Below are 23,553 nucleotides of genomic sequence, written 5' to 3'. Positions count from 1 at the left end.
AGCCCGTATATGCATATTCGCTAAAGATATTTAAATTTCCATTCTTATGACTTTATAGTCGCTCCTACTGCGTACCTGCCGACCAATCGGCGCGCCGCACGACTCGAACCCACACGGGAAATCCCCGTGCGTTTCTGAATCGATGCGCGCCCCTGGAAGTCGCGCACTGCGTGGGAGTGAACAATGTCAGCCGCCTCGAACGCCTTGTCGTCCATCGACAGCGCACAGCCGCAACGCTTCGAAATCCGCCCCTTCTCCGGTGCCGTCGGTGCCGAGATCATCGGGCTGGACCTGTCCCGGCCGGTCAACGCCGAGGACTTCAACCGCATCCATCGCGCCCACCTCGACCACCATGTCCTGGTGTTCCGCGACCAGCGCATCACCCCCGAACAGCAGATCGCCTTCAGCCGCCGTTTCGGCGTGCTGCAGATTCATGTGCTCAAGCAGTTCCTGCTGGAAAACCACCCCGAAATCCTGATCGTTTCCAACATCATCGAAGACGGTCGCAACATTGGCCTGGGTGATGCCGGCAAGTTCTGGCATTCGGACCTCTCCTATAAAGAGCTGCCGAGCCTCGGTTCGATGCTGCATGCCCAGGAGCTGCCCAGCGAGGGCGGCGACACCCTGTTCGCCGACATGCACAAGGCCTGGGACGCTGTGCCCGACGCGCTACGCAAGGTCATCGAAGGGCGCAGCGCCGCGCATTCCTATACCGCCCGTTATTCGGAAACCAAGTTCGAAGGCAACTGGCGCCCGACCCTGACCGCCGAGCAACTGGCCCAGGTCAACGAAGTCATCCACCCGGTGGTGCGTACTCACCCGGAGAACGGCCGCAAGGCGCTGTTCGTCAGTGAGGGGTTCACCACTCGCATCGTCGGCCTGCCCGATGACGAAAGCCGCGATGTACTGCAGCAGCTCTACGCCCTGAGCGTGCTCGAGCAGAACATCTACCGTCACGCCTGGCAGCCCCACGACATGGTGTTCTGGGACAACCGTTCGTTGATCCACCTGGCTGCCGGCTGCCCCGCGCACCTGCGCCGCAAGCTCTATCGCACCACCATCCAGGGCGATGCCCCGTTCTGACGACTGAGGACTCTCATCATGCGTAAATCCATCAGCCGCCTGGCGGCCAGCATCGGCCTGGGCGCGAGCCTGATCGTAGGCGGCCTCGCGGCGCCGGCGGTGGCCCAGGCCGAAGGCAAGATCCGTATCGCCGAGCAGTTCGGCATCGTGTACCTGTTGCTCAACGTCGTTCGTGACCAGCAACTGATCGAGAAGCACGGCAAGGAGCAGGGCATCGACATTCAGGTCGACTGGGCGCAGCTTTCCGGCGGCGCGGCGATCAACGACGCGTTGCTGTCGGGCTCGGTGGACATCGCCGGCGCCGGCGTCGGGCCGCTGCTGACCGTCTGGGATCGCACCTACGGTCGGCAGAACGTCAAGGCCGTGGCCTCGCTGGGCAACTTCCCGTACTACCTGGTCAGCAGCAATCCCAATGTGAAGACCATCGCCGACATTTCCGAGAAGGACCGTATCGCCGTGCCGGCGGTGGGTGTTTCGGTGCAGTCGCGCTTCCTGCAGTACGCGGCGGCCAAGCAGTGGGGCGACAAGGAGTACAACCGCCTCGACAAGTACACCCTGGCCGTGCCGCATCCGGATGCCACAGCCGCGCTGCTGGCCGGCGGCACCGAACTCAACGGGCATTTCTCCAACCCGCCGTTCCAGGACCAGGCCCTGGCCAACAAGAACGTGCACATCGTGCTCAACAGCTATGACCTGCTCGGCCCCAACTCGCCGACCCTGCTGTTCGCCACCGAGAAATTCCGCAAGGACAACCCCAAGACCTACAAGGCATTCATCGATGCGCTCGCCGAAGCCGCTGACTTCGCCCAGAAAGACAAGGCCGCAGCCGCCGACACCTACATCCGCGTGACCAAGGCCAAGATCGATCGCGATGCGTTGATCAAGCTGATCGACAACCCGCAGTACGAGTTCACCATCACGCCGAAGAACACTTACCCGCTGGCCGAATTCCTCTACCGGGTCGGCGCCATCAAGCACAAGCCCGAGTCGTGGAAGGACTACTTCTTCCAGGATGAGCGCCCATTGCAAGGGAGCTGATCGACCATGACCGCCCCATTGCCAGGCCACACGGTCAGCAACCTGAGCCGTGTCGACACCCCACCGCTGCTCAAGGTGGACAATCTCAGCCTCGAATACCGCACCGCGCAGCGCGTGGTGCGGGCCACTCACCAGGTCAGCTTCGAAGTCGATCGCGCCGACCGCTTCGTGCTGCTGGGCCCATCCGGGTGCGGCAAGTCGACCTTGCTCAAGGCCGTGGCCGGCTTCATCGAGCCGCGCGAAGGGCAGATCCTGTTGCAGGGCCAGCCGGTCAAGGGCCCAGGCCCTGACCGCATCGTCGTGTTCCAGGAGTTCGACCAGTTGCCGCCGTGGAAGACGGTCAAGCAGAACGTCATGTTTCCGCTGCTGGTCTCGGGCCAGCTCAAGCGCGCCGAAGCCGAGGCGCGGGCGTTGCACTATCTGGAGAAGGTCGGCCTGGCCGCCTTCGCCGATGCCTACCCACACACCTTGTCTGGCGGTATGAAGGCGCGCGTGGCGATTGCCCGCGCGTTGGCCACGCAGCCGAAGGTGCTGCTGATGGACGAGCCCTTCGCCGCGCTCGACGCCCTGACCCGGCGCAAGATGCAGGAAGAATTGCTGCTGTTGTGGGAAGAGGTGCGCTTCACGCTGCTGTTTGTCACCCACTCTATCGAGGAGGCGCTGGTGGTGGGCAACCGCATCCTCTTGCTGTCGCCGCATCCGGGACGGGTACGGGCCGAGGTGCACAGCCACCAATACGACCTGGGCAGCCTGGGTGGCAGCGATTTCCAGGCCAGCGCCCGGCGTATCCATCGCCTGCTGTTCGACGAAGCCGGTGAGCCGGAGCAGGCCTCGGATCTGGGCTTCAACGATATCCGCATCGCTTACTGACAGGAGGAGCCTGCGCATGACGACCACACCTGCACGCCAGGAATACGAAGTGCCGCTGCAGCCTTTGCCAGGGCTTTCGCTGGAGCGCGATCTGCCGCTTGCCCAACGTCTGTGGCAACAGGCCTGGTTGCGCAAGACCGTGATTCTTGTACTGCTCGCCCTGATCTGGGAGGCGGTGGCGCGCTATACCGCCAACGACCTGCTGCTGCCGACCTTTCTGCAAACGGCGGCGGCATTCTGGGACGGCATGGCCAGTGGCGAGCTGCCGGCCAAGGTCGGCGTCTCGCTGGTGGTGCTGCTCAAGGGCTATGTGCTGGGGATCGTACTGGCCTTCGGTTTGACCAGCCTGGCGGTCTCGACCCAGTTCGGCCGCGACCTGCTCGGCACCCTGACCTCCATGTTCAACCCACTGCCAGCCATCGCACTGTTGCCGCTGGCCCTCTTGTGGTTTGGCCTGGGCGACAACAGCCTGATCTTCGTGCTGGTGCATTCGGTGCTCTGGGCACTGGCGCTCAACACCTACGCGGGCTTTCTCGGGGTGTCCGAGACCCTGCGCATGGCCGGGCGCAACTATGGCCTGCGTGGGTTGCGACTGGTGCTGCACATCCTGGTGCCGGCGGCATTGCCGTCGATTCTCTCGGGTCTGAAGATCGGCTGGGCCTTCGCCTGGCGCACCCTGATCGCCGCCGAGCTGGTGTTCGGCGCCAGCAGCGGCAAGGGCGGGCTGGGCTGGTACATCTTCCAGAACCGCAACGAGCTGTACACCGACAAGGTATTTGCCGGGCTGGCGGTGGTGATTCTGATCGGCTTGCTGGTGGAGGGCCTGGTGTTCAATACCCTCGAGCGGTTGACCGTACGGCGTTGGGGGATGCAGAGGTAGTTCCGCGTGGGAGCAGTTTCTGGGCCTCGGGAAACAATGCCTCGTTATCAGGGGGCGGCAGCTTTTCTACGATGCCCGTGCGGTACGTAAATCAACGTATGGAGAAAATCGTATGAAATCACTGATCACAGCCCTTGCTCTGAGCCTCGCCGCCTTGGCCCCAACCGCGTTTGCCGACAATCACAATGCGCCGAGTGGTGCAACTACCCGAGGTGTTGCCCCTGTCGTAGGTATGCCGTGCGAGCCGGGATACAAGCTGGTCGGCGATGACTGCGTACTCGCCAACATCGAGTTTGAGTAAACCGTGGGCGCTTGTCGAGCTCACCTGTGCCTGCGTCATTCGCAGGCACACTCGCGTGTTTCGCAGCGCGGATGCCTGGTTCGCGCGCCATCAGACCATGTATCGAGCTGCTGCATTACTCAGCGTCCTGCGAATCTCATCCCTCAGCGCCTCCGGCTGCTCGACCACCACCGCCTCACCCTGGCCCAATACCCACCAGCGTAACGTCCAGCCGTCTTCTACCGTCGCCCGCAATCGATGGCCATGTTGCAGCGCCGTCAACTGCATGTTCGCGCTCAACGGCACTTCTCGCAGCTGTCGCGCCAGCTGATCGCTGACCCACGCCTGCAGTTCCAGCCCCGTGCCCTGGCGGGGCTGCTGCGGGTCGCCGCGCAGGTAGTCCAGCAAGTCAAAATTGCCACGCGGCTCGCCCATGGCGCTGGCCGACCAATGCCAGCCGAATGGAATGCTCTTGTCATTGCGCTCCAGCGGGAAGATCAGCGACAACTCGTTGAGGTCGCGCTCGACTGTGCGCTTGCTGACATTGAAGCCGACATCGCGCAGTCGCCAGACCAGTTCGGCGCTGGTGACTCCCGGTGAACGGCTGGGCAATTGACGCAGCAGCGCCCACTGGCGGCTGAGGGTGGCGCGGGTAGTGGCGAACGGCAAAGGGTAACGTCCTTGTCTAGGCTTGCGGCATTAGCATGGCGGGCACCGCGGCAGATGGCAATTCGCTACTTTGCGCTGAGATCGCGGAACCGCGATTTGGTTGCGTCGAGGTGAATCGTTCGCGACAGGTTTCGTCGTGTCGTCGCGCAGAATCGCCTCATCACAGTCGAGGTCGGAACTGTGGGACGTTCAATGAGGATGAACATGTCTGCTGCCAGCAATATCCATTCGCTGCTCGCCCGTCTCCTGCCCGAGCGCATCGTGCCTGCGCCAGCCATTCCACGGCGACACCTGCGCCTGTTCGCTGGCGTCGGCATGCCCACCCAGTGGGCGGTGCTGGGTGAGCGCTCTGCGCTGGTGAGCCGTCTGGACGAGGCAGTGGATGTGCAGGCGATCTACACCGACCTGCGGCACCAGGCACTGGAGGGCAATGCCGCGGTGCTCAACGACCTGGGCTGGATCTGGCTCAATGGCCGCTACTGGCGCGCCGACACGGCGCTGGCCAGCCATCTGCTGCGCATGGCCGCGTTGCAGGGCAATGCTGCAGCCTGGTTCAACCTGGGGCAGCAGCACTATTTCGGCAAAGGCGTGGCGGTGTGCTATGCCACCGCTGCGGAGCATTACCGGCACGCTTTCGAGCGGGGGCTGTCGCACGCTGCCGCGGCCCTTGGCGACCTGTACGAGGAAGAAGTCTGCGATGCCGATCAGGACTGGGAGGTGGACCTGGCCGAGGCTTACCAGTGGTTCCTGCGCGGAGCCCAGCGTGGCGAGGCACGTTGCCGGTTCGAGGTGGGTTACCGGCTGCTGTATGGACTGCATGTCGAACCGGATACGCGGGCGGCGCTGTACTGGCTGGAGCTCGCGGCAGGGGCAGGGGTGATGCAGGCGGCCGAGGAACTGGCAGTGCATTTCAGTCGCCGCGATGGGGCGCGCTACCTGGAGTGGCGCGATCAGGCGATCGCACTGGGCAGCACCCTGGCCTTGACCATGAAGCTGGAGGATCAGGTTCAGTCTTGAGTCCGGTGGGGTGGTGAGGCCTTCGCGGGCGCGTGGGAGCGGGCTTGCCCGCGAAGGCCTCGCCGCCGATCCCGACTGTAAACACACTGTTCATCGCCCCCGGTTGACGAGGGGGGGAGGGCTGGGCGTATATTGATAGTTAGCAAACTATGAATATCCTCGGTTCCTCCATATGACACTCGATGCACTGCACCTGAAAGTCAGCAGCGGCATGGTCGTTGCCGGTCGTCACTGGCGACGAATCTGCCATGCGGCGCTGACCGGCTATGGCATCTCCGAGGCCTGCGCGGTGCCGTTGCTGATGATCGTGCGCCTGGGCGATGGCGTGCATCAGGTGGCCGTGGCCCAGGCCGCCGGCCTGGAAAGCCCGTCGCTGGTGCGTCTGCTCGACCAACTGTGCAAGGCCGGGCTGGTGTGCCGCACCGAGGATCCGCTCGACCGACGCGCCAAGGCGCTGAGCCTGACCGCCGAAGGACGTACCCTGGCCGAATCCATCGAGCGCGAGCTGGTGCGCCTGCGTCGCGAGGTGTTGCATGGCATCTCGGCTGCCGACCTGGAAGCGACCCTGCGGGTGATCCGTGCCTTCGAAGTCGCTGCACAGGGGACGTCGGCGTGAACGGCTTCTTCAGTTCAGTGCCGCCTGCCCGCGACTGGTTCTACGGCGTGCGTACCTTCGCCGCGTCGATGATTGCCCTGTACATCGCCTTGCTGATGCAACTGCCGCGCCCCTACTGGGCGATGGCCACGGTCTATATCGTCTCCAGCCCCTTCGTTGGCCCCACCAGTTCCAAGGCGCTGTACCGCGCGGTCGGCACGCTGCTCGGTGCGGGTGGTGCGGTGCTGCTGGTGCCGCCGCTGGTGCAGTCGCCCTTGTTGCTGAGCATTGCCATCGCCCTGTGGACCGGCACCTTGCTGTTTCTCTCGCTGAACCTGCGCACGGCCAACAACTACATGCTGATGCTGGCCGGCTACACCTTGCCGATGATTGCCCTGGCCGTGGTCGACAACCCGCTCGCGGTGTTCGATGTCGCCTCTTCGCGGGCCCAGGAAATCTGCCTTGGCATCGTCTGCGCCGCCGTGGTGGGAGCGGTATTCTGGCCGCGTCGTCTGGCGCCGGTGGTGATGGGCGCCACGGGCACCTGGTTTGGCGAGGCGATCCGCTACAGCGATCTGTACCTGAGCCGAGAAGCTGTGGCCGACAAGGTCGCGGGCCTGCGCGGCTCGATGGTTGCCACCTTCAACAGCCTGGAGCTGATGATCGGCCAGCTCGGCCACGAAGGCGCCGGCCCGCACACCGTGAAGAACGCCCGCGAGCTGCGCGGCCGGATGATTCACCTGCTGCCGGTGATCGATGCCCTCGACGACGCGCTGGTCGCCCTCGAAGGTCGCGCGCCGGAGCAATTTGCACAGGTCCAGCCGCTGCTGGCATCGGCCCGCGAGTGGCTCAAGGGCACCGCCGACAGCGCTTCGGTCGCGCGCTGGACCGCGCTGCACGAGCAGATCGACCGCCTGCAACCGCGCGCCGATGCGCTCGACCAGCGCCACGCCCTGCTGCTGTCCAACGCCCTCTACCGCCTCAGCGAATGGCTCGATCTCTGGCAGGACTGCTGCACCCTGCAGCATGCACTGCGCCTGGACGACACCAAGCCCTGGCGGGCGGTCTACCGTCATTGGCGGCTGGGCCGCCTGACGCCATTCTTCGACCGCGGCCTGATGCTGTATTCGGTGTTCTCCACCGTCACCGCGATCGTCGTCGCCTGTGGCCTGTGGATCGGGCTGGGGTGGAACGACGGCGCCAGTGCCGTGATCCTCGCCGCCGTGGCCTGCAGCTTCTTTGCGGCGATGGACGACCCAGCGCCGCAGATCTACCGCTTTTTCTTCTGGACGCTGATGTCGGTAATCTTCTCCAGCGTCTATCTGTTCCTGGTGCTGCCGAACCTGCACGACTTCCCGATGCTGGTGCTGGCATTCGCCGTACCCTTCATCGTGGTCGGCACCCTCACCGTGCAGCCGCGCTTCTACCTCGGCACCCTGCTGACCATCGTCAACACCTCGACCTTCATCAGCATCCAGGGCGCCTACGACGCCGACTTCTTCACCTTCCTCAATGCCAACCTGGCAGGCCCGGTGGGGCTGCTGTTTGCCTTCATCTGGACCCTGGTGGTGCGCCCGTTCGGTGTGGAGCTAGCCGCCAAGCGCATGACCCGCTTCGCCTGGCGCGACATCGTCGAGATGACCGAGCCTGCGACCTTGGCTGAACAGCGCAAGGTAGGCGTGCAGATGCTCGATCGCCTGATGCAGCATCTGCCGCGCCTGTCGCAGACCGGCCAGGACAGCGGCATCGCCCTGCGCGACCTGCGTGTGGGCCTGAACCTGCTCGACCTGCTGGCCTACATGCCGCGTGTGGGCCTGCAGGCCCGTGAGCGCCTGCAGACCGTCATCGAAGAAGTCGGCGGCCATTACTCAAGCTGCCTGCGTGCCGGCGAGCGTTTGCACGCACCTGCAGCGCTGCTGCGCAACATGGAGCGGGCACGCCTGGCGTTGGCGCCTGACCAACTGAACGAGCGCGGCGAGCCCCGTGTCCACCTGCTGCATGCCCTGGCCGGCTTGCGCCTGGCACTGTTGCCAGGCGTCGAGGTGATGCTCGAGCCGGTCGAACAACCGCAACTGCCACCTGGAATCGACGGAGCGCCGCTGTGATCGGTGAACTGGATATCAGCGGGGTGTTCCTGCCCACGCTGCTGGTGATGATGTTTGCCACCTACCTGCTGTTCCTGGGCGTGCACGCTGTGCTGGTGCGCCTGCATTTCTACCGCCTGGTCTGGCACCGGGCGTTGTTCAACGTTGCCCTCTACGCCGTACTGCTGGGTGCGGTGGATCACTTTTGCCGAAGCCTGATGCTGCCATGAAAAAACCGTTGTTGACCTTGGGCCGTGTGGTCCTGACATTGCTGGTGGTGACCTTCGCGGCCGTGCTGGTCTGGCAGATGGTCGTGTACTACATGTTCGCCCCCTGGACCCGCGACGGCCATATCCGCGCCGACGTGATTCAGATCGCCCCGGATGTGTCCGGGCTTATCCAGAAGGTCGAGGTGCGCGACAACCAGGTGGTCAAGCGTGGTGACGTGCTGTTCACCATCGACCAGGACCGCTTCGGCCTGGCCTTGCGCCAGGCCCGGGCGACCCTGGCCGAGCGCGAGGAAACCCTGGCCCAGGCCGCCCGCGAAACCCGGCGCAATCGCAAGCTGGGCAACCTGGTGGCGGCCGAGCAGCTCGAAGAGAGCCAGTCGCGCGAGGCCCGTGCCCGCTCGGCGGTGAGCGAGGCACAGGTGGCGGTCGATACCGCCCAGCTCAACCTCGACCGTTCGGTGGTGCGCAGCCCGGTGGATGGCTACCTCAACGACCGCGCCCCGCGTGCCCATGAGTTCGTCACGGCGGGCCGGCCAGTGCTGTCGGTGGTCGACAGTGCCTCGTACCATGTCGATGGCTATTTCGAGGAAACCAAGCTCAGTGGCATCCATGTCGGCGATGCCGTGGACATCCGCGTGATGGGCGATGACACGCGCCTGCGCGGCCATGTCGAAAGCCTGTCGGCAGGGATCGAGGACCGTGACCGCGTCAGTGGCGCCAACCTGTTGCCCAACGTCAACCCGGCGTTCAGCTGGGTGCGCCTGGCCCAGCGGATCCCGGTGCGCATCGCCTTCGATGAGGTGCCGGCAGATTTCCGCATGATCGCCGGGCGTACCGCGACAGTGTCGATCATCGAGGGCCCGCGGCCATGAAGCGCCTGATGCTGGCAGGGCTGGCGCTGTCGCTGGGGGCCTGCGCCATGGTCGGCCCCGACTACCAGGTGCCCGAGGATGCCGCGGTGCAGCGCAGCGACCTGAACGGCCCGTTGCGCCAGGATGCCGCGAGCGTGGTGTCGGCACCGGTGCCGGATGATTGGTGGCAGTTGTACCAGGACCCGCGCCTCAATGCGCTGGTGCGCCAGGCGTTGAGCGCCAATACCGAGTTGCGCGTGGCGGCGGCGAACATCGCCAAGGCCCGCGCGCAGGTCGAGGTCGCCGAGTCGCAGGGGGGCTTCAGCGGCGGCGCTAAGGCCGGTGCCCAGCGTCTGCAGGAGTCCGGCGAAGCGTTCCTGCTGCCGGAGAAAGTCCCGGTGGCCAACATCGGCGAGGCGATTCTCAGCGCCTCGTACCAGTTTGACCTGTGGGGCACCTTCAAGCGCGGCACCGAAGCTGCCAAGGCCAATGCCGACGCGGTGCAGGCAGCCGCCGACACCGCTCGCATCACCCTGGTGGCCGATGTGGTCAAGGCCTACACCCAGGTGTGCTCGGCCAATGAGGAGTACCACATCGCCCGCGAATCGCTCGACCTGCAGCAGCAGAGCGTGCAGTTGAACCAGCGCCTGCGCGATGCCGGCCGTGGCGACGAGACCCTCGTCACTCGCTCGCAGACCCAGTTCAAGTCGTTGCGCGCCGAGCTGCCGCGCTTCAAGGCAGAACGCGAGGCTGGGCTCTATACCCTCGCCGCATTGCTGGCCAAACCGGTCGACCAGTTGCCGCCTGGCACCGCCGAGTGCGCCGAGCTGCCGCATCTGGCCCAACTGATTCCGGTGGGCGATGGCGCGGCGCTGCTCAAGCGCCGTCCCGACGTGCGTCAGGCCGAGCGCCAACTGGCGGCTGCCACCGCGACCATTGGCGTGGCCACCGGCGCCCTGTATCCGAACATCAGCATTGGCGCCCAGGTCGGCACCATCGGCATTCTTGATAACCTCGGCGAGCCTTCGACCAACCGCTGGGGCTTCGGCCCGCAGATCAGCTGGGCCATCCCCACCAACGGCACCCGTGCCCGGATTCGCGAAGCCGAAGCCTCGACCCAGGCCGCGCTGGCGCATTTCGATGGCGTGGTGCTCAACGCCATCCGCGAAACCCAGACCCGCCTGGCGCAGTACAGCGCCCTGCTGGACCGTCGCGATGCCTTGGCCGACGCCGAGCGTTCGGCGCAGGAAGCGGCCGACCAGACCCATCGCCGCTATGAGGCCGGGCGCGAGTCGTTCCTCGCCGACCTGCAGGCGACCCGCGCCTACACCGACGTGCGTGCGCAACTGGCGGCAGCCAATACCCAGGTGGCGATGGGACAGATCGGCGTGTTCCTGGCGCTGGGTGGTGGCTGGAAGGCCACAGCGGGGCAGTGAGTAGCACCGCGTCGTGGTATTGGTGAGTTTGTAGGAGCGGGCTTGCCCGCGAAGCAGGCGCTGCGATTCCACGGTCACACCGCATGGAAAACGTTTGCGCATTTCCCGGTCCGACACTCAAGTATTCCCCCGCGACGCCGATCTATTAGCACCAGCGTCCCGGAAGAGGACGCGATTTCCCGTTCAATATGAAGCGGGTGGTCAGCGTGATCAGGACGATCCCGGCCTCTTGCCAGGAGCTTCGCAATGTCTCGACCCCGTGCCCGGATTGCCTCGCAACTCGGCATCGCCCTCGCCATCGTGCTGGCGCTGGTGATCACCGGCAGTACCCTGTTCGCCCTGCGCTCGCTGGACGACGCCAACCTCGCCACCCGCCAGCAACACCTGGCCAGTGAAGCGCGGCTGCTGGCTGACCAGCTCGACACCTTCCACGGCTCGCTCAAGGACAACACCCAGCGCCTGAGTGGCCTGTTCGAGCGCCGTTTCGCCTCGGGCTTGTCGCTGCATGCCGGCGAGACCGTGCAGGTAGCCGGCCAGGCCACGCCCGCCCTGTACCTGGGCGACCAGCTGATGAACAACGACTTCAGGGTCGTCGATGAATTCCAGCAGATGACTGCCGGCATCGCGACGCTGTTCGTGCGCAGCGGCGATGACTTCGTGCGCATCACCACCAACCTCAAGAAGCAGGACGGCAGCCGCGCCATCGGCACGCAGCTGGATCGCCAGCACCCGGCCTACGCCAAGCTGCTCGCCGGGCAGATGTATGTAGGGCGTGCGCTGCTGTTCGACCGCAACTACATGACCCGCTACGTGCCGGTGAGCGATGCCAGCGGTCGGGTGATCGCCGTGCTGTTCGTCGGCTTCGACTACACCGATGCGCAGAATGCGCAGTTCGCCAATCTCAAGCGCTTCCGCATCGGCCAGACCGGCTCGCTGGCGCTGCTCGACAACCAGGGGCAGTGGCTGGTGCCGCCTGCGGGCGTGGCCGATCCGCAGGCTGCGGTTGCCGCAGTGGCCGGCCTGGGCGACAAGGGCCGCTTCTGGACCAACGGCCAGCAGCAACTGTTCAGCGTGGTCGAACCCTTTGCCGAGGGGCCGTGGACTGTTGTGGCGAGCATGCCCGAGGCGGAAATCCGCGAGGTGACCTGGAGTGTCGGCCTGCGCCTGGCGATCGGCAGCCTGCTGGCGATGGTCCTGGCCGTGCTCGCCACGCTCTGGCTGCTGCGGCGCAAGCTGCGCCCGCTGGACGACCTGGTGCGCCAGGCCGAAGCCCTGGGCGCGGGTGATCTCAGTGCGCGCCTGGCGGTGACCAGCGAAGACGAGATTGGCCAACTGGCGCGCAGCTTCAACCAGATGGGGAATGCCCTGGCGACCATGGTCGAGCACATTCGCAGTGCTTCCGAGCAGGTCAGCGCGCGCTCGCGCTCCCTGGCCGGGCTTTCGTCCGGTGCCTGCGAGGGCATGGAGCAGCAGTCAGGCGAGATCACCAGCATGGCTGGCGCCGTCGAGGAGTTCAGCGCCACGTCGATGAACATCGCCGAGAACATGGCCGGCACCGAGCGCATGGCCCAGGACAACGCCCAGCAGACGCGCATCGGCCGCAGCGCCATGGACCAGGCGTCCGTCTCGCTCAAGCAGATCGCCGAGGCGCTGGGCGGCACCGCCACGGTGATGGACAGCCTGGGCGCACGGTCGCAGGAAATCGGCGGCATCGTCGGGGTCATCACCGCGATTGCCGAGCAGACCAACTTGCTGGCGCTCAACGCCGCCATCGAGGCGGCCCGCGCTGGCGAGCAGGGCCGTGGTTTCGCCGTGGTCGCCGACGAAGTGCGTGGCCTGGCGGCGCGCACGCGTCAGGCCACCGACGAGATTTCCGGGATGATCGCCAGTATCCAGCAGCAGACCGGGCATGCCATCAGCACCCTGGAGCAGGGCAATCGCCTGATGCAGGAAGGCCTGGAACGCAACGACAAGGTCGCCGAGGCACTGGCGCGCATCGACGAGCAGAGCCGCGCGGCGGGCGAGCAGTTCACGGCCATCAGCACTGCGACCCAGGAGCAGAGCAGCACCGCGAACCTGCTCAGCCGTAACCTGCAGAGCATCGCCCAGGCCAACAGCGAGCAGCACGACGTGGCCAATGAACTGGCGGCCACGGCCAAGGAGCTCGAGGGCCTGGCCGGGCAGTTGCGCCAGGAAGTGGATCGCTTCCGGGTCGGCGGTTGACCTGATCGGACCAGGGCTGCGATGCGGCCCTGGATGCAAGTTTTTCCGCAACATCGTCGATCCCTTCCTAGACTTGTAAGTCTCCACGAGAACTGGTCCAGGAAGAGAAGATCGCCATGTCCCAGTCGCCATCCCTGCAGCAACTGCAAGTGCCCAACCCTTTTCTGCAGCGCCATCTGGGCCCCGATGCCAGCGAGCAGAGCGCCATGCTCGCGGCCCTGGGCGTTGCCAGTCGCGATGCCCTGATCGAGCAGACTGTCCCGCCAGGTATCCGCTTTGGTCGCCCGCTTGACCTGCCTCCCGCCCTCGACGAGCAGGCGGCCCTGGCCAGGCTGGCCGGATACGCCGGGCAGAACCAGGTGTGGACCAGCCTGATCGGCATGGGCTATCACGGCACCGTCACGCCAACCGTCATCCTGCGCAACGTGCTGGAAAACCCTGGTTGGTACACGGCCTATACACCCTATCAGCCCGAGATCGCCCAGGGCCGCCTCGAGGCGCTGCTCAACTTCCAGCAGATGATCATCGACCTCAGTGGCCTGCCGCTGGCCAACGCGTCGCTGCTCGACGAGGCGACGGCCGCCGCCGAGGCCATGGCCCTGGCCAAGCGGGTTGCACGCAGCAAGAGCAATGCGTTCTTCGCCGACGAGCACTGCCACCCCCAGACGCTCTCGGTCTTGCGAACCCGTGCCGAAGGTTTCGGCTTCGAGTTGATCGTCGATTCGCTGGAAAACCTCGGCAAGCACTCGGTGTTCGGCGCGCTGCTGCAGTACCCCGACACCCATGGCGAGGTCCGCGACCTGCGGCCGCTGATCGAGCACCTGCACGGTCAGCAGGCGCTGGCGTGCGTTGCCGCCGACCTGTTGAGCCTGGTGGTGCTGACACCGCCTGGCGAAACCGGGGCCGACGTGGTGCTTGGGTCGAGCCAGCGCTTCGGTGTGCCGATGGGCTATGGCGGGCCTCACGCGGCGTATTTCGCCTGTCGTGACGACTACAAGCGGGCGATGCCTGGGCGCATCATCGGCGTGTCCCGCGATGCCCGTGGCAACACCGCCCTGCGCATGGCCCTGCAGACCCGCGAGCAACACATCCGCCGCGAGAAGGCCAACTCCAACATCTGCACCGCCCAGGTGTTGCTGGCCAATATCGCCGGCTTCTACGCCGTCTACCATGGGCCCGACGGCCTGCGGCGCATTGCCCAGCGTGTGCAGCGCCTGACCCAGATCCTGGCGGCCGGGCTGCAGGCCAAGGGCATCAAGCGCCTCAACCAGCACTTCTTCGACACCCTCACCCTTGACGTGGGCGGCACCCAGGCCGCGATCATCGAAAGTGCCGAAGAGGCGCGCATCAACCTGCGCATCCTAGGGCGCGGGCACCTGGGCGTGAGCCTGGACGAGACCTGTGACGAAGCGACGGTACTCAAGCTGTTCGACGTCTTCCTTGGCGTCGACCATGGTCTGGACGTCGCCACCCTCGACCAGCAGCCCCTGCCCCCGGCGGTGCCGGACACTCTGCTGCGCAGCACGCCGCTGCTCGAACACCCGGTGTTCAACCTGCACCACAGCGAAACCGAGATGCTGCGTTACCTCAAGCAGCTGGAGAACAAGGACCTGGCGCTGAACCAGTCGATGATCCCGCTGGGCTCGTGCACCATGAAGCTCAACGCCACCAGCGAGATGATCCCCATCACCTGGCCTGGCTTCGCCCTGCTGCATCCCTTCGCACCGGCCGCACAGGTGCAGGGCTACAAGGCGATGATCGACGAGCTGGAGGCTTGGCTGTGCGCGATCACCGGGTTCGATGCGATCTGCATGCAGCCCAACTCCGGCGCCCAGGGTGAATATGCCGGGCTGATGGCCATCACCCGTTATCACCGCAGCCGTCATCAACCGCAGCGCACCCTGTGCCTGATTCCGTCGTCGGCCCATGGCACCAACCCGGCGTCGGCGCAGATGGCGGGCATGGAGGTGGTGATCGTCGACTGCGACGAGGCGGGCAATGTCGACCTCGATGATCTCAAGGCCAAGGCGCGCCAAGCCGGGGATCGATTGTCGTGCCTGATGGTCACCTACCCCTCGACCCATGGGGTGTACGAGGAGGGCATTCGCGAAATCTGCGAGGTGGTCCATCAACAGGGCGGGCAGGTGTACATGGACGGCGCCAACCTCAACGCCCAGGTGGGCCTGGCGCGCCCGGCGGATATCGGTGCCGACGTCTCGCACATGAACCTGCACAAGACCTTCTGCATCCCTCACGGCGGTGGTGGGCCGGGCATGGGGCCGATCGGGGTGCGGGCGCACCTGAAGCCTTTCGTCGCCAGCCATCCGGTGGTGCCTGTAGCGGGCCTGGACCCGAACAACAGCGCTGTCAGCGCAGCGCCCTGGGGCAGTGCCAGTATCTTGCCGATCAGCTGGATGTACATCGCCCTGATGGGGCCGCAACTGGCCGATGCCAGCGAGGTGGCGATCCTCAGCGCCAACTACCTGGCCAGTCGCCTGGCGGGGGCCTTTCCGGTGCTCTATCGCGGACGTAACCAGCGGGTCGCCCATGAATGCATCCTCGACCTGCGTCCGCTCAAGGCGCAGACCGGGATCACCGAGGAGGACGTGGCGAAGCGCCTGATGGACTATGGCTTCCATGCGCCGACCATGTCGTTCCCGGTGCCGGGCACGCTGATGGTCGAGCCGACCGAGAGTGAGTCGAAGGCGGAGCTGGATCGCTTCGTCGAGGCGATGCTGGCGATCCGTGACGAGATCGCTCAGGTGCAGGAGGGGAACTGGCCGGCGGACGATAACCCGCTCAAGCATGCGCCGCACACGCTGGCCGATGTACTGGGGCCCTGGGATCGACCCTATGGTCTGGAACAGGCGGTCGCACCCAGTGCGCATGTGCGCTTGCACAAGTACTGGCCGGCGGTGAACCGGGTGGACAACGTGTACGGCGATCGCAACCTGTTCTGTGCTTGCGTGCCGGTGGACGCGTATCGCTGAGCCCGGGCCTGCTGTGGAGGCGGTGCTGCGCGGGTCTGTGCGCGCAGCCCGCTCCCGCAGCGGGCGTGGGGTGCAGGTTACTGAGCGGTGAGGTTACGGGCCAGGATTGCGTTGGCCAGTTCCATGTCGCTGGCCTGGACACCAGGGTTGTCGGCGCGCACCTGACGCATCGCCGCTTCCAGGTAAGGGCCGCGGATCGATCCTTCGCTCGCCACGAAGCTGCCGGCATCGTCCTGGGCGGCCGCGACGAGCTTGTGGTCCTTGAACGTCAGGTAGGTGGAACCGGTGGTCGCACCGGACGAAATGACGTTGCGCCAGAAGCCGTCGGCCATGGCGGAGCCGATCGGCAGGGACAGCAGGGCAGCAGCCGCAATGGCGGTTTTGAAACGCATGTGAATTACCTCGAACGATGAGGGCGGGTGATGCGAGTTTGGATCGCCGCGCGGGCCGCAAGTTCCTTTGCACACTGCGTATGCCGGGCGCTCAGGCACATACCCGCAGGACTTCTTCCAGGCTGGTCAGGCCCCTGGCCACCCGGTCTTCACCGCAGCGGCGCAGCTCGCGCATGCCCTGTGCCAGAGCCTGCTGGCGCAGGCTGGCAAGGTCGCTGCCCGGGCCAATCCGGGCTCGCAGGGCGTCGTCGAGCACGAGCAGTTCGAACAGCCCGGTGCGCCCCTGGTAACCGGTGCCGCGACAGAGGCGACACGCCGCTTCACGTGTGCCAGGACATCCCTTGCAGGCGCTGCAGAAGGTGCGTGCCAGGCGCTGGGCCATCACGCCGATCAACGTGGCCTTTATCAGGTAATCGGCCACACCCAGCTCCTGCAGGCGAGTAATTGCGCTGCAGGCGTCGTTGGTGTGCAGGGTCGATAGCACCAGGTGTCCGGTCAGCGCTGCTTGCACCGCCACCTGGGCGGTTTCGCGGTCGCGTATCTCGCCGATCATGATGATGTCCGGGTCCTGGCGCAGCAGAGCGCGCACGCCGTTGGCAAAGCCGAGGTCGAGGCTGGGTTGGACCTGCAACTGATTGAAGCCGGGCTCCAGGCGCTCGATCGGATCTTCGATGGTGCACAGGTTGACCTGTGGCGTAGCCAGGTGCTTGAGGCTGGCGTAGAGCGTGCTGGTCTTGCCCGAGCCGGTGGGGCCGGTGAGCAGAATGATGCCCTGGCGTTTTGCCAACAGCGCGTGCCACTGACCCAGCAAGATCCCTTCGAGCCCCAGGCGCTCCAAGTCTTCGTGCAGCTGTTCGGGGTCGAAGAGGCGCAACACCAGTTTTTCGCCGAACGGTGTCGGCAGGGTCGACAGGCGCAGCTCCACCTGCGCGTTGCCGGGCAGGCGGCTTTTCAGGCGTCCATCCTGTGGGCGGCGTTTCTCGGCGACATCCATGCGCCCCAGGTGCTTGAGGCGGCTGACCAGCGCCAGGACCACGCTGGCCGGAAACAGGTAGACCGTATGCAGCAGGCCGTCGATACGGTAGCGCAGGCGGCCTTCGTCGCGCTGCGGCTCGAGATGGATATCGCTGGCGCGCTGCTCGATGGCGTACTGCAGCAGCCAATCGACGATATGCACGATGTGGGCATCGTCGGCGCTGATGGCGCCGCCGCGCCCACCGAGCTCCAGCAACTGCTCAAGTTCGCCCAGGCTTGCCCGCTGCTGCTGGTGGGCGCCCTGTACGGATCGCGACAGGCGCTGGAACGTGTCGCCAAGCTGGCGCAGTTGTACAGGACTGGCCAGCACCCGGCGAATCGGCTGGCCGAGGCTGCGGCTCAGGTCGGCTTCCCACTCGCGTTGGTAGGCTGTGCGCTGGCCACCGTAACACCGGTCGCGTCCATGGCCACGGCAAGGATGCCGTGGCGCTGGGCGAAGGCGGGGGAGATCAGGCCGGCGACGTGGGCCAGATCGACCTGCAACGGGTCCAGGCGCAGAAAGGGTTGGCCGACGCTGTCGGCGAGCCATTGGCAAAGGGTGTCGAGGTCCAGCGTATGGCCGGGGCGCAGACGGTCGCTCAGGGCGAGGCTGGCAAGGATTTCGAGTGGATGGCCAGGGTGGCTGGGGGCCTGTTCGAGTGCACGCAGGGCGTCGCCGGGGGCCAGGCGATGTTCGGCGAGCAGCCTGTCGAGAAGGCGCTTGAGGTCGAGGCTGTCATCTTGAGTGTTGTGCATGGCGGCGTCCTTGCCGAGGCTGCTGAAAGGCCCAGGCAAGGGTAGCTGCACAGCGGGGCAGTGCCTTGGCGAAGGCGTTTCTGGATCTTGCGGGGCAGATGTCAGCCCGCCGCCACCTCAGACAGTTTCGGCACGCTTTCCAGAAAGACCTCGCCGACACACACCAGGTTACGCATCTTCTGCGCGATCACCCCGGCGCGGTGCCAACTGAGGCCGTCGATACCGATCTCCAGCTCCAGCAGGTCGTCGCGCTGGCACACCTGCACGCTGTGCGGCGTGAGGAACTGCAGGGCGAAGAGGTTGAGTACCCGGCACAGGCTGTCCGGCTCGGCCTCGATGTCGAGGCGGTAGCGGACCTCGCAATGCAGGGCGCTGGCGGCCCAGGCGTCGCTACGGGGCTGAGGGGTGTGCCGTTCGAGTGCATTCATGGAGCGTCTCCTTCGATGTGGAGAAATTCTCGCAGGTCGAAACCGGCATTTCTTCGCTATGATTCACCTGGTTTTGTAGTTTGGCGAATAACAATTGTCGCATTGGTAGGCTTTGGAGAATTGATCATGCAAAGCGAGTTGGATGCCTACGACCGACGCATCCTTGAACTGCTGCAGGAGGATGCGTCGTTGTCCAGCGCGCAGATCGCCGAACGTGTCGGGCTGTCGCAGTCGCCGTGCTGGCGTCGGATACAGCGCCTGAAGGATGAAGGGGTGATTCGCGGCCAGGTCAGCTTGCTGGACCGCAAGAAGGTCGGGCTGAACACGCAAATCTTCGCCGAGGTGAAACTCAACGCGCACGGGCGGTCGAACTTCACCGAATTCACCGAGGCGATCCGCGGCTTTCCGGAAGTGCTGGAGTGTTATGTGCTGATGGGGGCGGTCGACTTCCTGCTGCGTATCGTCACCTCGGACATCGAGGCCTACGAGCGGTTCTTCTTCGAGAAGTTGTCGAACGTACCAGGGATACAGGAAGTGAACTCGATCGTGGCGCTGTCGGAAATCAAGTCCACGACCTGCCTGCCGCTATCGAGGTGAGGCCTTCGCGGGTACATCGGTTCGGTGCCCCGATATACCCGCGAAGCAGCTGATGCGGTATTACACCTTGAGCAGGTGCTTCCAGGCGCGGCTTTGGTCGATGGCGCGGGCCTGCTCGATGCGGGCTTCGAACAGCTCGCCCGACTGCTCTTCGGCCAGCGGCTGCTCGGCCAGTTCGTGCAGCTTCTTCAGATCGCCGTACAGGCGGTCCAGTTGCGGCACTTCCAGCACCTGGCGGGCGTGGTGCAGCCAGGTCAGCAACTGCTCGATGCGCGGCAACTGTTCACCCAGGTCCTCCGGGCGCTGGGTGTACAGCGGCAGCTTCAGCGCGCGGCCTTCTTCACCCAGCTGGTGGTGCAGCCAGCTGGCCAGTTGCGCCTTGCCCTGGCGCTCACCGCGGCCCTTGCGCTCGACGGTCCAGGCGCGCGCCAGCAGCCAGCGCGAGGTTTCCAGTGAGAACTGGCCCCAGCGCGTGTCTTCCAGCTCTTCGGCGAACTGCTCGGGTGCGGCGCGGCGGATGTCTTCGTCGTCGTTGCCGGCCTGTACCAGTGGGCGCCAGTCTTCGAGCAGGGCGTCGAGGCGGCTGCGCAGGTCACGGGTGGTGGCCCGTGGCGCGGCCTGGCCCAGGCTGCTGGTGAGGGCGCGCAGCTCTGCCAGGCACTGCATCCATTCCTGCAGCAGGCGCCAGTGGCCGTTATGACGGTACTGTTCGGCCAGGCGCTGGCTGCTGCCCAGCAGTTGCCAGGCGAGCGCGGTGTAGGCGTCGTCCACGGCCATTTCGGCGTCCAGCTCGGTGTGTGGCAGGCTCAGCTCGTAGCTGTCGGGATCGAGCAGACGATAGCCCCGCTCGGCCTTGCTGATGTCGCAGGGCATCAAGGCCAGCGTGGCGGACAGCTCGGCGGCCAGCTCCAGCAGAGCTTCAGGGGCGCCTTCACGCAGCTCCAGTTCGAGCTCGCAGATTTCTTCCTTGCGTTTGCCGGCGATGACGAAGCCTTGGTCGAGCGCGGCTTCGATCACCACCTTGGCCTTGCCGCGACCCCAGGAGATCTCGGCGTATTCGCGGGTGAAATCGGTGGTGAACAATGGCTTGATGGTTTTCTTGTCCAGCTCGGCCAATTGCTCGGGCCAGCAGCTGGCGTCGAGTTTCTTCAGGTCCAGCTTGACCTTGTCCAGGTACCACTCGTACTCGTTGCGCTCGGACAGGCCGGCAACGCTCTGCCCACGGCATTTGAGGGTCTGGATGATGACCTCGCCGTCGCGGCGCAGGCGCAGGGCGACGCGGGCTGCAGAGAGCTCGCGGTCGGGGGTGTCGAAGTACTGGTTGAGCAGTTCGCGGGTCTGCCAGCCGGACTTGTTGCGCTTCTTCAGCAGGGGGTGCTCGCGCAGGGCGGCAAGGGTCTCGCGGCTGGCGCGGAGCTTGAGTTCGGTTTCTTTGTGCATCGCTGGCTCGAAGGAAGGCGTGGTTGGCGGAGAGTCTACAGGAGTTGCCCTGCCAAGGGACGGCATTGCTATGATGACCCCCATGCTTTACGAGGAGTCCGTGCATGCCGTTGCCATCGCTCAAAGACCAGTTCGCCGCCCTGATCGCCGCCCCCTCGGTCAGCTGCACCCAGGCCGCATTGGACCAGTCCAACCGTCAGGTCATCGACCTGCTCGCCAACTGGCTGGGCGATCTGGGTTTCCGTTGCGAGATCCAGGAGATCACTCCAGGCAAGTTCAACCTGCTCGCCAGCCGCGGTACCGGCCCGGGCGGCCTGGTGCTGGCCGGCCACAGCGATACGGTGCCGTTCGATCCTCAGTTGTGGAGCAGCGACCCGCTGAAACTCACCGAAGTGGATGGCCGCTGGATCGGGCTGGGCAGTTGCGACATGAAGGGCTTCTTCGCCCTGGTGATCGAGGCGGTGATCCCTCTGCTGGAGCACGATTTCAAGCAGCCGCTGCTGATCCTCGCCACCTGCGATGAAGAAAGCTCGATGTCCGGTGCCCGCGCCCTGGCCGAAGCCGGGCAACCGCTGGGCCGGGCGGCAGTGATCGGCGAACCCACTGGGCTGAAGCCGATCCGCATGCACAAGGGCATCCTCATGGACCGCATCGATATTCTCGGGCGCAGCGGCCATTCGTCGGATCCAAGCCTGGGCCACAGTGCCCTGGAGGCCATGCACGCGGTGATGGGCGAGCTGATGGGCCTGCGCCAGCAGTGGCAGCAGACCTACCGCAATCCGCAATTCACCGTGCCCACGCCGACGATGAACTTCGGCTGCATCCATGGCGGCGACAACCCCAATCGCATCTGTGGCCAGTGCGCCCTGGAGTTCGACCTGCGCCCGTTGCCAGGGATGGACGTGGAGCAACTGCGTGCGGCGATCCGCGCGAAGCTGACGCCCGTGGCCGAGCGCCATGAAGTGCGCATCGACTATGCGCCGCTGTTCCCCGAGGTGCCGCCGTTCGAGCAGACCGCCGATGCCGAGCTGGTGCAACTGGCCGAGCGTCTGACCGGCCATCGTGCCGAAGCGGTGGCCTTTGGCACCGAAGCGCCTTATCTTCAACAGCTGGGTTGCCAGACCATCGTGCTCGGCCCCGGCGACATCGCTTGCGCCCATCAGCCGGGTGAGTACCTTGAAATGTCACGAATCGAGCCTACCGTGCGTCTATTGCGTGACCTTATCCGGCACTACTGCCTGAGCTAAACGTCCACTGACCTGATTCGTTCCTGCCTAGAGGAGACCGCGCGTGACCGCAAGCCTGTTCCGACGATGACTTTCGAACGTTGTGCGCCTTCACCCGTCTCGTTCACTTATCCACAGGCCCTGTCATGCCCGAATACGTCAACTGGCTGCGTCATGCCTCCCCGTACATCAATGCCCATCGCGACTGCACCTTCGTGGTCATGCTCCCCGGCGATGGCGTCGAACATCCCAACTTCGGCAATATCGTCCACGACCTGGTGCTGCTCCACAGCCTGGGCGTGCGCCTGGTGCTGGTGCACGGTTCGCGCCCGCAGATCGAAAGCCGCCTGGCTGCCCGGGGCCTGACCCCGCACTACCATCATGGCCTGCGCATCACCGACGCCGCGACCCTGGAGTGCGTGATCGACGCCGTCGGCGCCCTGCGCCTGGCCATCGAAGCGCGCCTGTCGATGGATATCGCCGCATCGCCCATGCAGGGCTCGCGCCTGCGCGTGGCCTGCGGCAACCTGGTGACTGCACGGCCGATCGGCGTGCTGGAGGGTGTCGACTACCACCACACCGGCGAGGTGCGGCGCATCGATCGCAAGGGCATCAGCCGCCTGCTCGACGAGCGCTCCATCGTGCTGCTGTCGCCGCTGGGCTATTCGCCGACGGGCGAGATCTTCAACCTGGCCTGCGAAGACGTCGCCACCCGCGCAGCCATCGAGCTGGGCGCCGACAAGTTGCTGCTGTTCGGCGCCGAGCCGGGCCTGCTGGACGAAAAAGGCAAGCTGGTGCGTGAGCTGCGGCCGCAGCAGGTCCCGGCGCACTTGCAGCGCCTGGGCAGCGACTACCAGGGCGAGCTGCTCGATGCTGCCGCCGAGGCCTGCAAGGGCGGCGTGGCGCGCAGCCATATCGTCAGCTATGCCGAGGACGGTGCGCTGCTCACCGAGCTGTTCACCCGCGACGGCGGTGGCACGCTGGTAGCCCAGGAGCAGTTCGAGATTGTCCGCGAGGCGACCATCGAGGATGTCGGCGGCCTGCTGGAGCTGATCAGCCCGCTGGAAGAGCAGGGCATCCTGGTGCGCCGTTCGCGCGAGGTGCTGGAGCGGGAGATCGAGCAGTTCAGCGTGGTGGAGCGCGACGGCATGATCATCGCCTGTGCGGCGCTGTATCCGATCGCCGAGTCCGAGGCGGGCGAGCTGGCGTGTCTGGCGGTGAATCCGGAGTACCGGCATGGTGGTCGGGGGGACGATCTGCTCGAGCGTATCGAGACCCGTGCGCGGCAGTTGGGCCTCAATACCCTGTTCGTGCTGACGACCCGTACGGCGCACTGGTTCCGCGAGCGCGGGTTCCAGCCCAGTGGCGTGGAGCGCCTGCCGGCGGCGCGGGCTTCGCTGTACAACTACCAGCGCAATTCGAAGATTTTCGAGAAGTCGTTGTAGGTCAGTACC

At 65.5% G+C, this 23,553-nt stretch carries 20 protein-coding genes and 1 pseudogene; 16 read left to right on the top strand and 5 right to left on the bottom strand.

The window, feature by feature from the left end:
* Positions 1–183: 183 nt before the first annotated feature.
* From HU729_RS15395 to HU729_RS15375, 5 genes are all read left to right on the top strand, one after another.
* Entirely contained in the window at positions 184–1,083 is a 900-nt protein-coding gene (locus tag HU729_RS15395) for a TauD/TfdA family dioxygenase (RefSeq protein ID WP_186710846.1), read from the top strand.
* Between the two features lie 18 nt (positions 1,084–1,101).
* The gene (locus tag HU729_RS15390) at positions 1,102–2,121 is read left to right on the top strand and encodes an ABC transporter substrate-binding protein (protein WP_186710844.1); all 1,020 of its coding nucleotides are present in this window, start codon (positions 1,102–1,104) and stop codon (positions 2,119–2,121) included.
* Between the two features lie 6 nt (positions 2,122–2,127).
* Positions 2,128–2,991, top strand: a complete 864-nt coding sequence (locus tag HU729_RS15385) for an ABC transporter ATP-binding protein (protein WP_186710842.1) — start codon at positions 2,128–2,130, stop codon at positions 2,989–2,991.
* 16 nt (positions 2,992–3,007) lie between these two features.
* Positions 3,008–3,871, top strand: a complete 864-nt coding sequence (locus tag HU729_RS15380) for an ABC transporter permease (RefSeq protein ID WP_186665452.1) — start codon at positions 3,008–3,010, stop codon at positions 3,869–3,871.
* A 112-nt stretch (positions 3,872–3,983) separates the two neighbouring features.
* On the top strand, positions 3,984–4,172 hold the full coding sequence (locus tag HU729_RS15375) for a hypothetical protein (protein WP_186710857.1): 189 nt from the start codon (positions 3,984–3,986) through the stop codon (positions 4,170–4,172).
* Positions 4,173–4,262: 90 nt separating this feature from the next.
* On the opposite strand, the gene HU729_RS15370 is transcribed toward HU729_RS15375, so the two are convergent.
* Positions 4,263–4,820, bottom strand: a complete 558-nt coding sequence (locus tag HU729_RS15370; RefSeq protein ID WP_186710841.1) for a WYL domain-containing protein — start codon at positions 4,818–4,820, stop codon at positions 4,263–4,265.
* Between the two features lie 204 nt (positions 4,821–5,024).
* Here HU729_RS15370 and HU729_RS15365 point away from each other — a divergent pair, with 204 nt between their 5' ends.
* The 8 genes from HU729_RS15365 (at position 5,025) to gcvP (ending at position 16,246) form a co-directional block, all read left to right on the top strand.
* Positions 5,025–5,837, top strand: a complete 813-nt coding sequence (locus HU729_RS15365; protein ID WP_186710839.1) for a tetratricopeptide repeat protein — start codon at positions 5,025–5,027, stop codon at positions 5,835–5,837.
* Positions 5,838–6,009: 172 nt separating this feature from the next.
* Positions 6,010–6,453 carry a MarR family transcriptional regulator gene (locus HU729_RS15360; protein WP_186665457.1) on the top strand — a complete coding sequence of 148 codons (444 nt, stop codon included), beginning with the start codon at positions 6,010–6,012 and terminating at the stop codon, positions 6,451–6,453.
* Positions 6,450–8,537: an FUSC family protein gene (locus tag HU729_RS15355; RefSeq protein ID WP_186710837.1), complete on the top strand. Its 2,088-nt coding sequence runs from the start codon at positions 6,450–6,452 to the stop codon at positions 8,535–8,537. Before HU729_RS15360 ends, HU729_RS15355 begins: the two co-directional genes overlap by 4 nt.
* Entirely contained in the window at positions 8,534–8,746 is a 213-nt protein-coding gene (locus HU729_RS15350; protein WP_054895000.1) for a DUF1656 domain-containing protein, read from the top strand. Before HU729_RS15355 ends, HU729_RS15350 begins: the two co-directional genes overlap by 4 nt.
* The gene (locus HU729_RS15345; protein WP_186665461.1) at positions 8,743–9,618 is read left to right on the top strand and encodes an HlyD family secretion protein; all 876 of its coding nucleotides are present in this window, start codon (positions 8,743–8,745) and stop codon (positions 9,616–9,618) included. Before HU729_RS15350 ends, HU729_RS15345 begins: the two co-directional genes overlap by 4 nt.
* Positions 9,615–11,033 (top strand): efflux transporter outer membrane subunit, encoded by a 1,419-nt coding sequence (locus tag HU729_RS15340; protein WP_186665463.1) that lies wholly within the window; start codon positions 9,615–9,617, stop codon positions 11,031–11,033. The genes HU729_RS15345 and HU729_RS15340 overlap by 4 nt, the downstream gene beginning before the upstream one ends.
* A 246-nt stretch (positions 11,034–11,279) precedes the next feature.
* Positions 11,280–13,256 (top strand): methyl-accepting chemotaxis protein, encoded by a 1,977-nt coding sequence (locus HU729_RS15335; RefSeq protein ID WP_186665464.1) that lies wholly within the window; start codon positions 11,280–11,282, stop codon positions 13,254–13,256.
* Between the two features lie 116 nt (positions 13,257–13,372).
* Complete coding sequence (gcvP, locus tag HU729_RS15330; RefSeq protein ID WP_186710835.1) at positions 13,373–16,246, top strand: aminomethyl-transferring glycine dehydrogenase; 2,874 nt, start codon at positions 13,373–13,375, stop codon at positions 16,244–16,246.
* A 77-nt stretch (positions 16,247–16,323) separates the two neighbouring features.
* Here gcvP and HU729_RS15325 read toward each other — a convergent pair whose 3' ends face one another.
* From HU729_RS15325 to HU729_RS15315, 3 genes and pseudogenes are all read right to left on the bottom strand, one after another.
* Entirely contained in the window at positions 16,324–16,638 is a 315-nt protein-coding gene (locus HU729_RS15325; RefSeq protein ID WP_054894995.1) for a DUF2388 domain-containing protein, read from the bottom strand.
* A gap of 91 nt (positions 16,639–16,729) precedes the next feature.
* Positions 16,730–18,408, bottom strand: a pseudogene (locus tag HU729_RS15320) (GspE/PulE family protein).
* Between the two features lie 101 nt (positions 18,409–18,509).
* The gene (locus HU729_RS15315) at positions 18,510–18,836 is read right to left on the bottom strand and encodes a hypothetical protein (protein ID WP_186710834.1); all 327 of its coding nucleotides are present in this window, start codon (positions 18,834–18,836) and stop codon (positions 18,510–18,512) included.
* Between the two features lie 126 nt (positions 18,837–18,962).
* Between HU729_RS15315 and HU729_RS15310 the strand changes: the two genes are divergently transcribed.
* Positions 18,963–19,433: an Lrp/AsnC family transcriptional regulator gene (locus HU729_RS15310; protein WP_186710833.1), complete on the top strand. Its 471-nt coding sequence runs from the start codon at positions 18,963–18,965 to the stop codon at positions 19,431–19,433.
* Positions 19,434–19,493: 60 nt separating this feature from the next.
* On the opposite strand, the gene HU729_RS15305 is transcribed toward HU729_RS15310, so the two are convergent.
* Complete coding sequence (locus tag HU729_RS15305) at positions 19,494–20,873, bottom strand: CYTH domain-containing protein (RefSeq protein ID WP_186710832.1); 1,380 nt, start codon at positions 20,871–20,873, stop codon at positions 19,494–19,496.
* A gap of 104 nt (positions 20,874–20,977) precedes the next feature.
* Between HU729_RS15305 and argE the strand changes: the two genes are divergently transcribed.
* Positions 20,978–22,120, top strand: coding sequence for an acetylornithine deacetylase (argE, locus tag HU729_RS15300; RefSeq protein WP_186710831.1), 1,143 nt, complete (start codon positions 20,978–20,980; stop codon positions 22,118–22,120).
* Between the two features lie 125 nt (positions 22,121–22,245).
* Positions 22,246–23,544 carry an amino-acid N-acetyltransferase gene (argA, locus tag HU729_RS15295; protein ID WP_186665472.1) on the top strand — a complete coding sequence of 433 codons (1,299 nt, stop codon included), beginning with the start codon at positions 22,246–22,248 and terminating at the stop codon, positions 23,542–23,544.
* Positions 23,545–23,553 lie beyond the last annotated feature (9 nt).

Source organism: Pseudomonas sp. RW10S2 (genome assembly GCF_014268985.1).
Taxonomy (GTDB): Bacteria; Pseudomonadota; Gammaproteobacteria; order Pseudomonadales; family Pseudomonadaceae; genus Aquipseudomonas; species Aquipseudomonas wayambapalatensis.
This window is presented reverse-complemented; position numbering and strand designations above follow the sequence as displayed.

Excerpts from the sequence above, each read along its gene's own strand:
- HU729_RS15375 (WP_186710857.1), top strand. The coding sequence starts at position 3,984 with ATGAAATCACTGATCACAGCCCTTGCTCTGAGCCTCGCCGCCTTGGCC.
- HU729_RS15325 (WP_054894995.1), bottom strand. The coding sequence starts at position 16,638 with ATGCGTTTCAAAACCGCCATTGCGGCTGCTGCCCTGCTGTCCCTGCCG.
- HU729_RS15310 (WP_186710833.1), top strand. The coding sequence starts at position 18,963 with ATGCAAAGCGAGTTGGATGCCTACGACCGACGCATCCTTGAACTGCTG.
- HU729_RS15380 (WP_186665452.1), top strand. The coding sequence starts at position 3,008 with ATGACGACCACACCTGCACGCCAGGAATACGAAGTGCCGCTGCAGCCT.
- HU729_RS15345 (WP_186665461.1), top strand. The coding sequence starts at position 8,743 with ATGAAAAAACCGTTGTTGACCTTGGGCCGTGTGGTCCTGACATTGCTG.
- argE (WP_186710831.1), top strand. The coding sequence starts at position 20,978 with ATGCCGTTGCCATCGCTCAAAGACCAGTTCGCCGCCCTGATCGCCGCC.
- HU729_RS15315 (WP_186710834.1), bottom strand. The coding sequence starts at position 18,836 with ATGAATGCACTCGAACGGCACACCCCTCAGCCCCGTAGCGACGCCTGG.
- HU729_RS15365 (WP_186710839.1), top strand. The coding sequence starts at position 5,025 with ATGTCTGCTGCCAGCAATATCCATTCGCTGCTCGCCCGTCTCCTGCCC.
- HU729_RS15360 (WP_186665457.1), top strand. The coding sequence starts at position 6,010 with ATGACACTCGATGCACTGCACCTGAAAGTCAGCAGCGGCATGGTCGTT.
- HU729_RS15390 (WP_186710844.1), top strand. The coding sequence starts at position 1,102 with ATGCGTAAATCCATCAGCCGCCTGGCGGCCAGCATCGGCCTGGGCGCG.
- HU729_RS15395 (WP_186710846.1), top strand. The coding sequence starts at position 184 with ATGTCAGCCGCCTCGAACGCCTTGTCGTCCATCGACAGCGCACAGCCG.
- gcvP (WP_186710835.1), top strand. The coding sequence starts at position 13,373 with ATGTCCCAGTCGCCATCCCTGCAGCAACTGCAAGTGCCCAACCCTTTT.
- HU729_RS15335 (WP_186665464.1), top strand. The coding sequence starts at position 11,280 with ATGTCTCGACCCCGTGCCCGGATTGCCTCGCAACTCGGCATCGCCCTC.
- HU729_RS15385 (WP_186710842.1), top strand. The coding sequence starts at position 2,128 with ATGACCGCCCCATTGCCAGGCCACACGGTCAGCAACCTGAGCCGTGTC.
- argA (WP_186665472.1), top strand. The coding sequence starts at position 22,246 with ATGCCCGAATACGTCAACTGGCTGCGTCATGCCTCCCCGTACATCAAT.
- HU729_RS15305 (WP_186710832.1), bottom strand. The coding sequence starts at position 20,873 with ATGCACAAAGAAACCGAACTCAAGCTCCGCGCCAGCCGCGAGACCCTT.
- HU729_RS15340 (WP_186665463.1), top strand. The coding sequence starts at position 9,615 with ATGAAGCGCCTGATGCTGGCAGGGCTGGCGCTGTCGCTGGGGGCCTGC.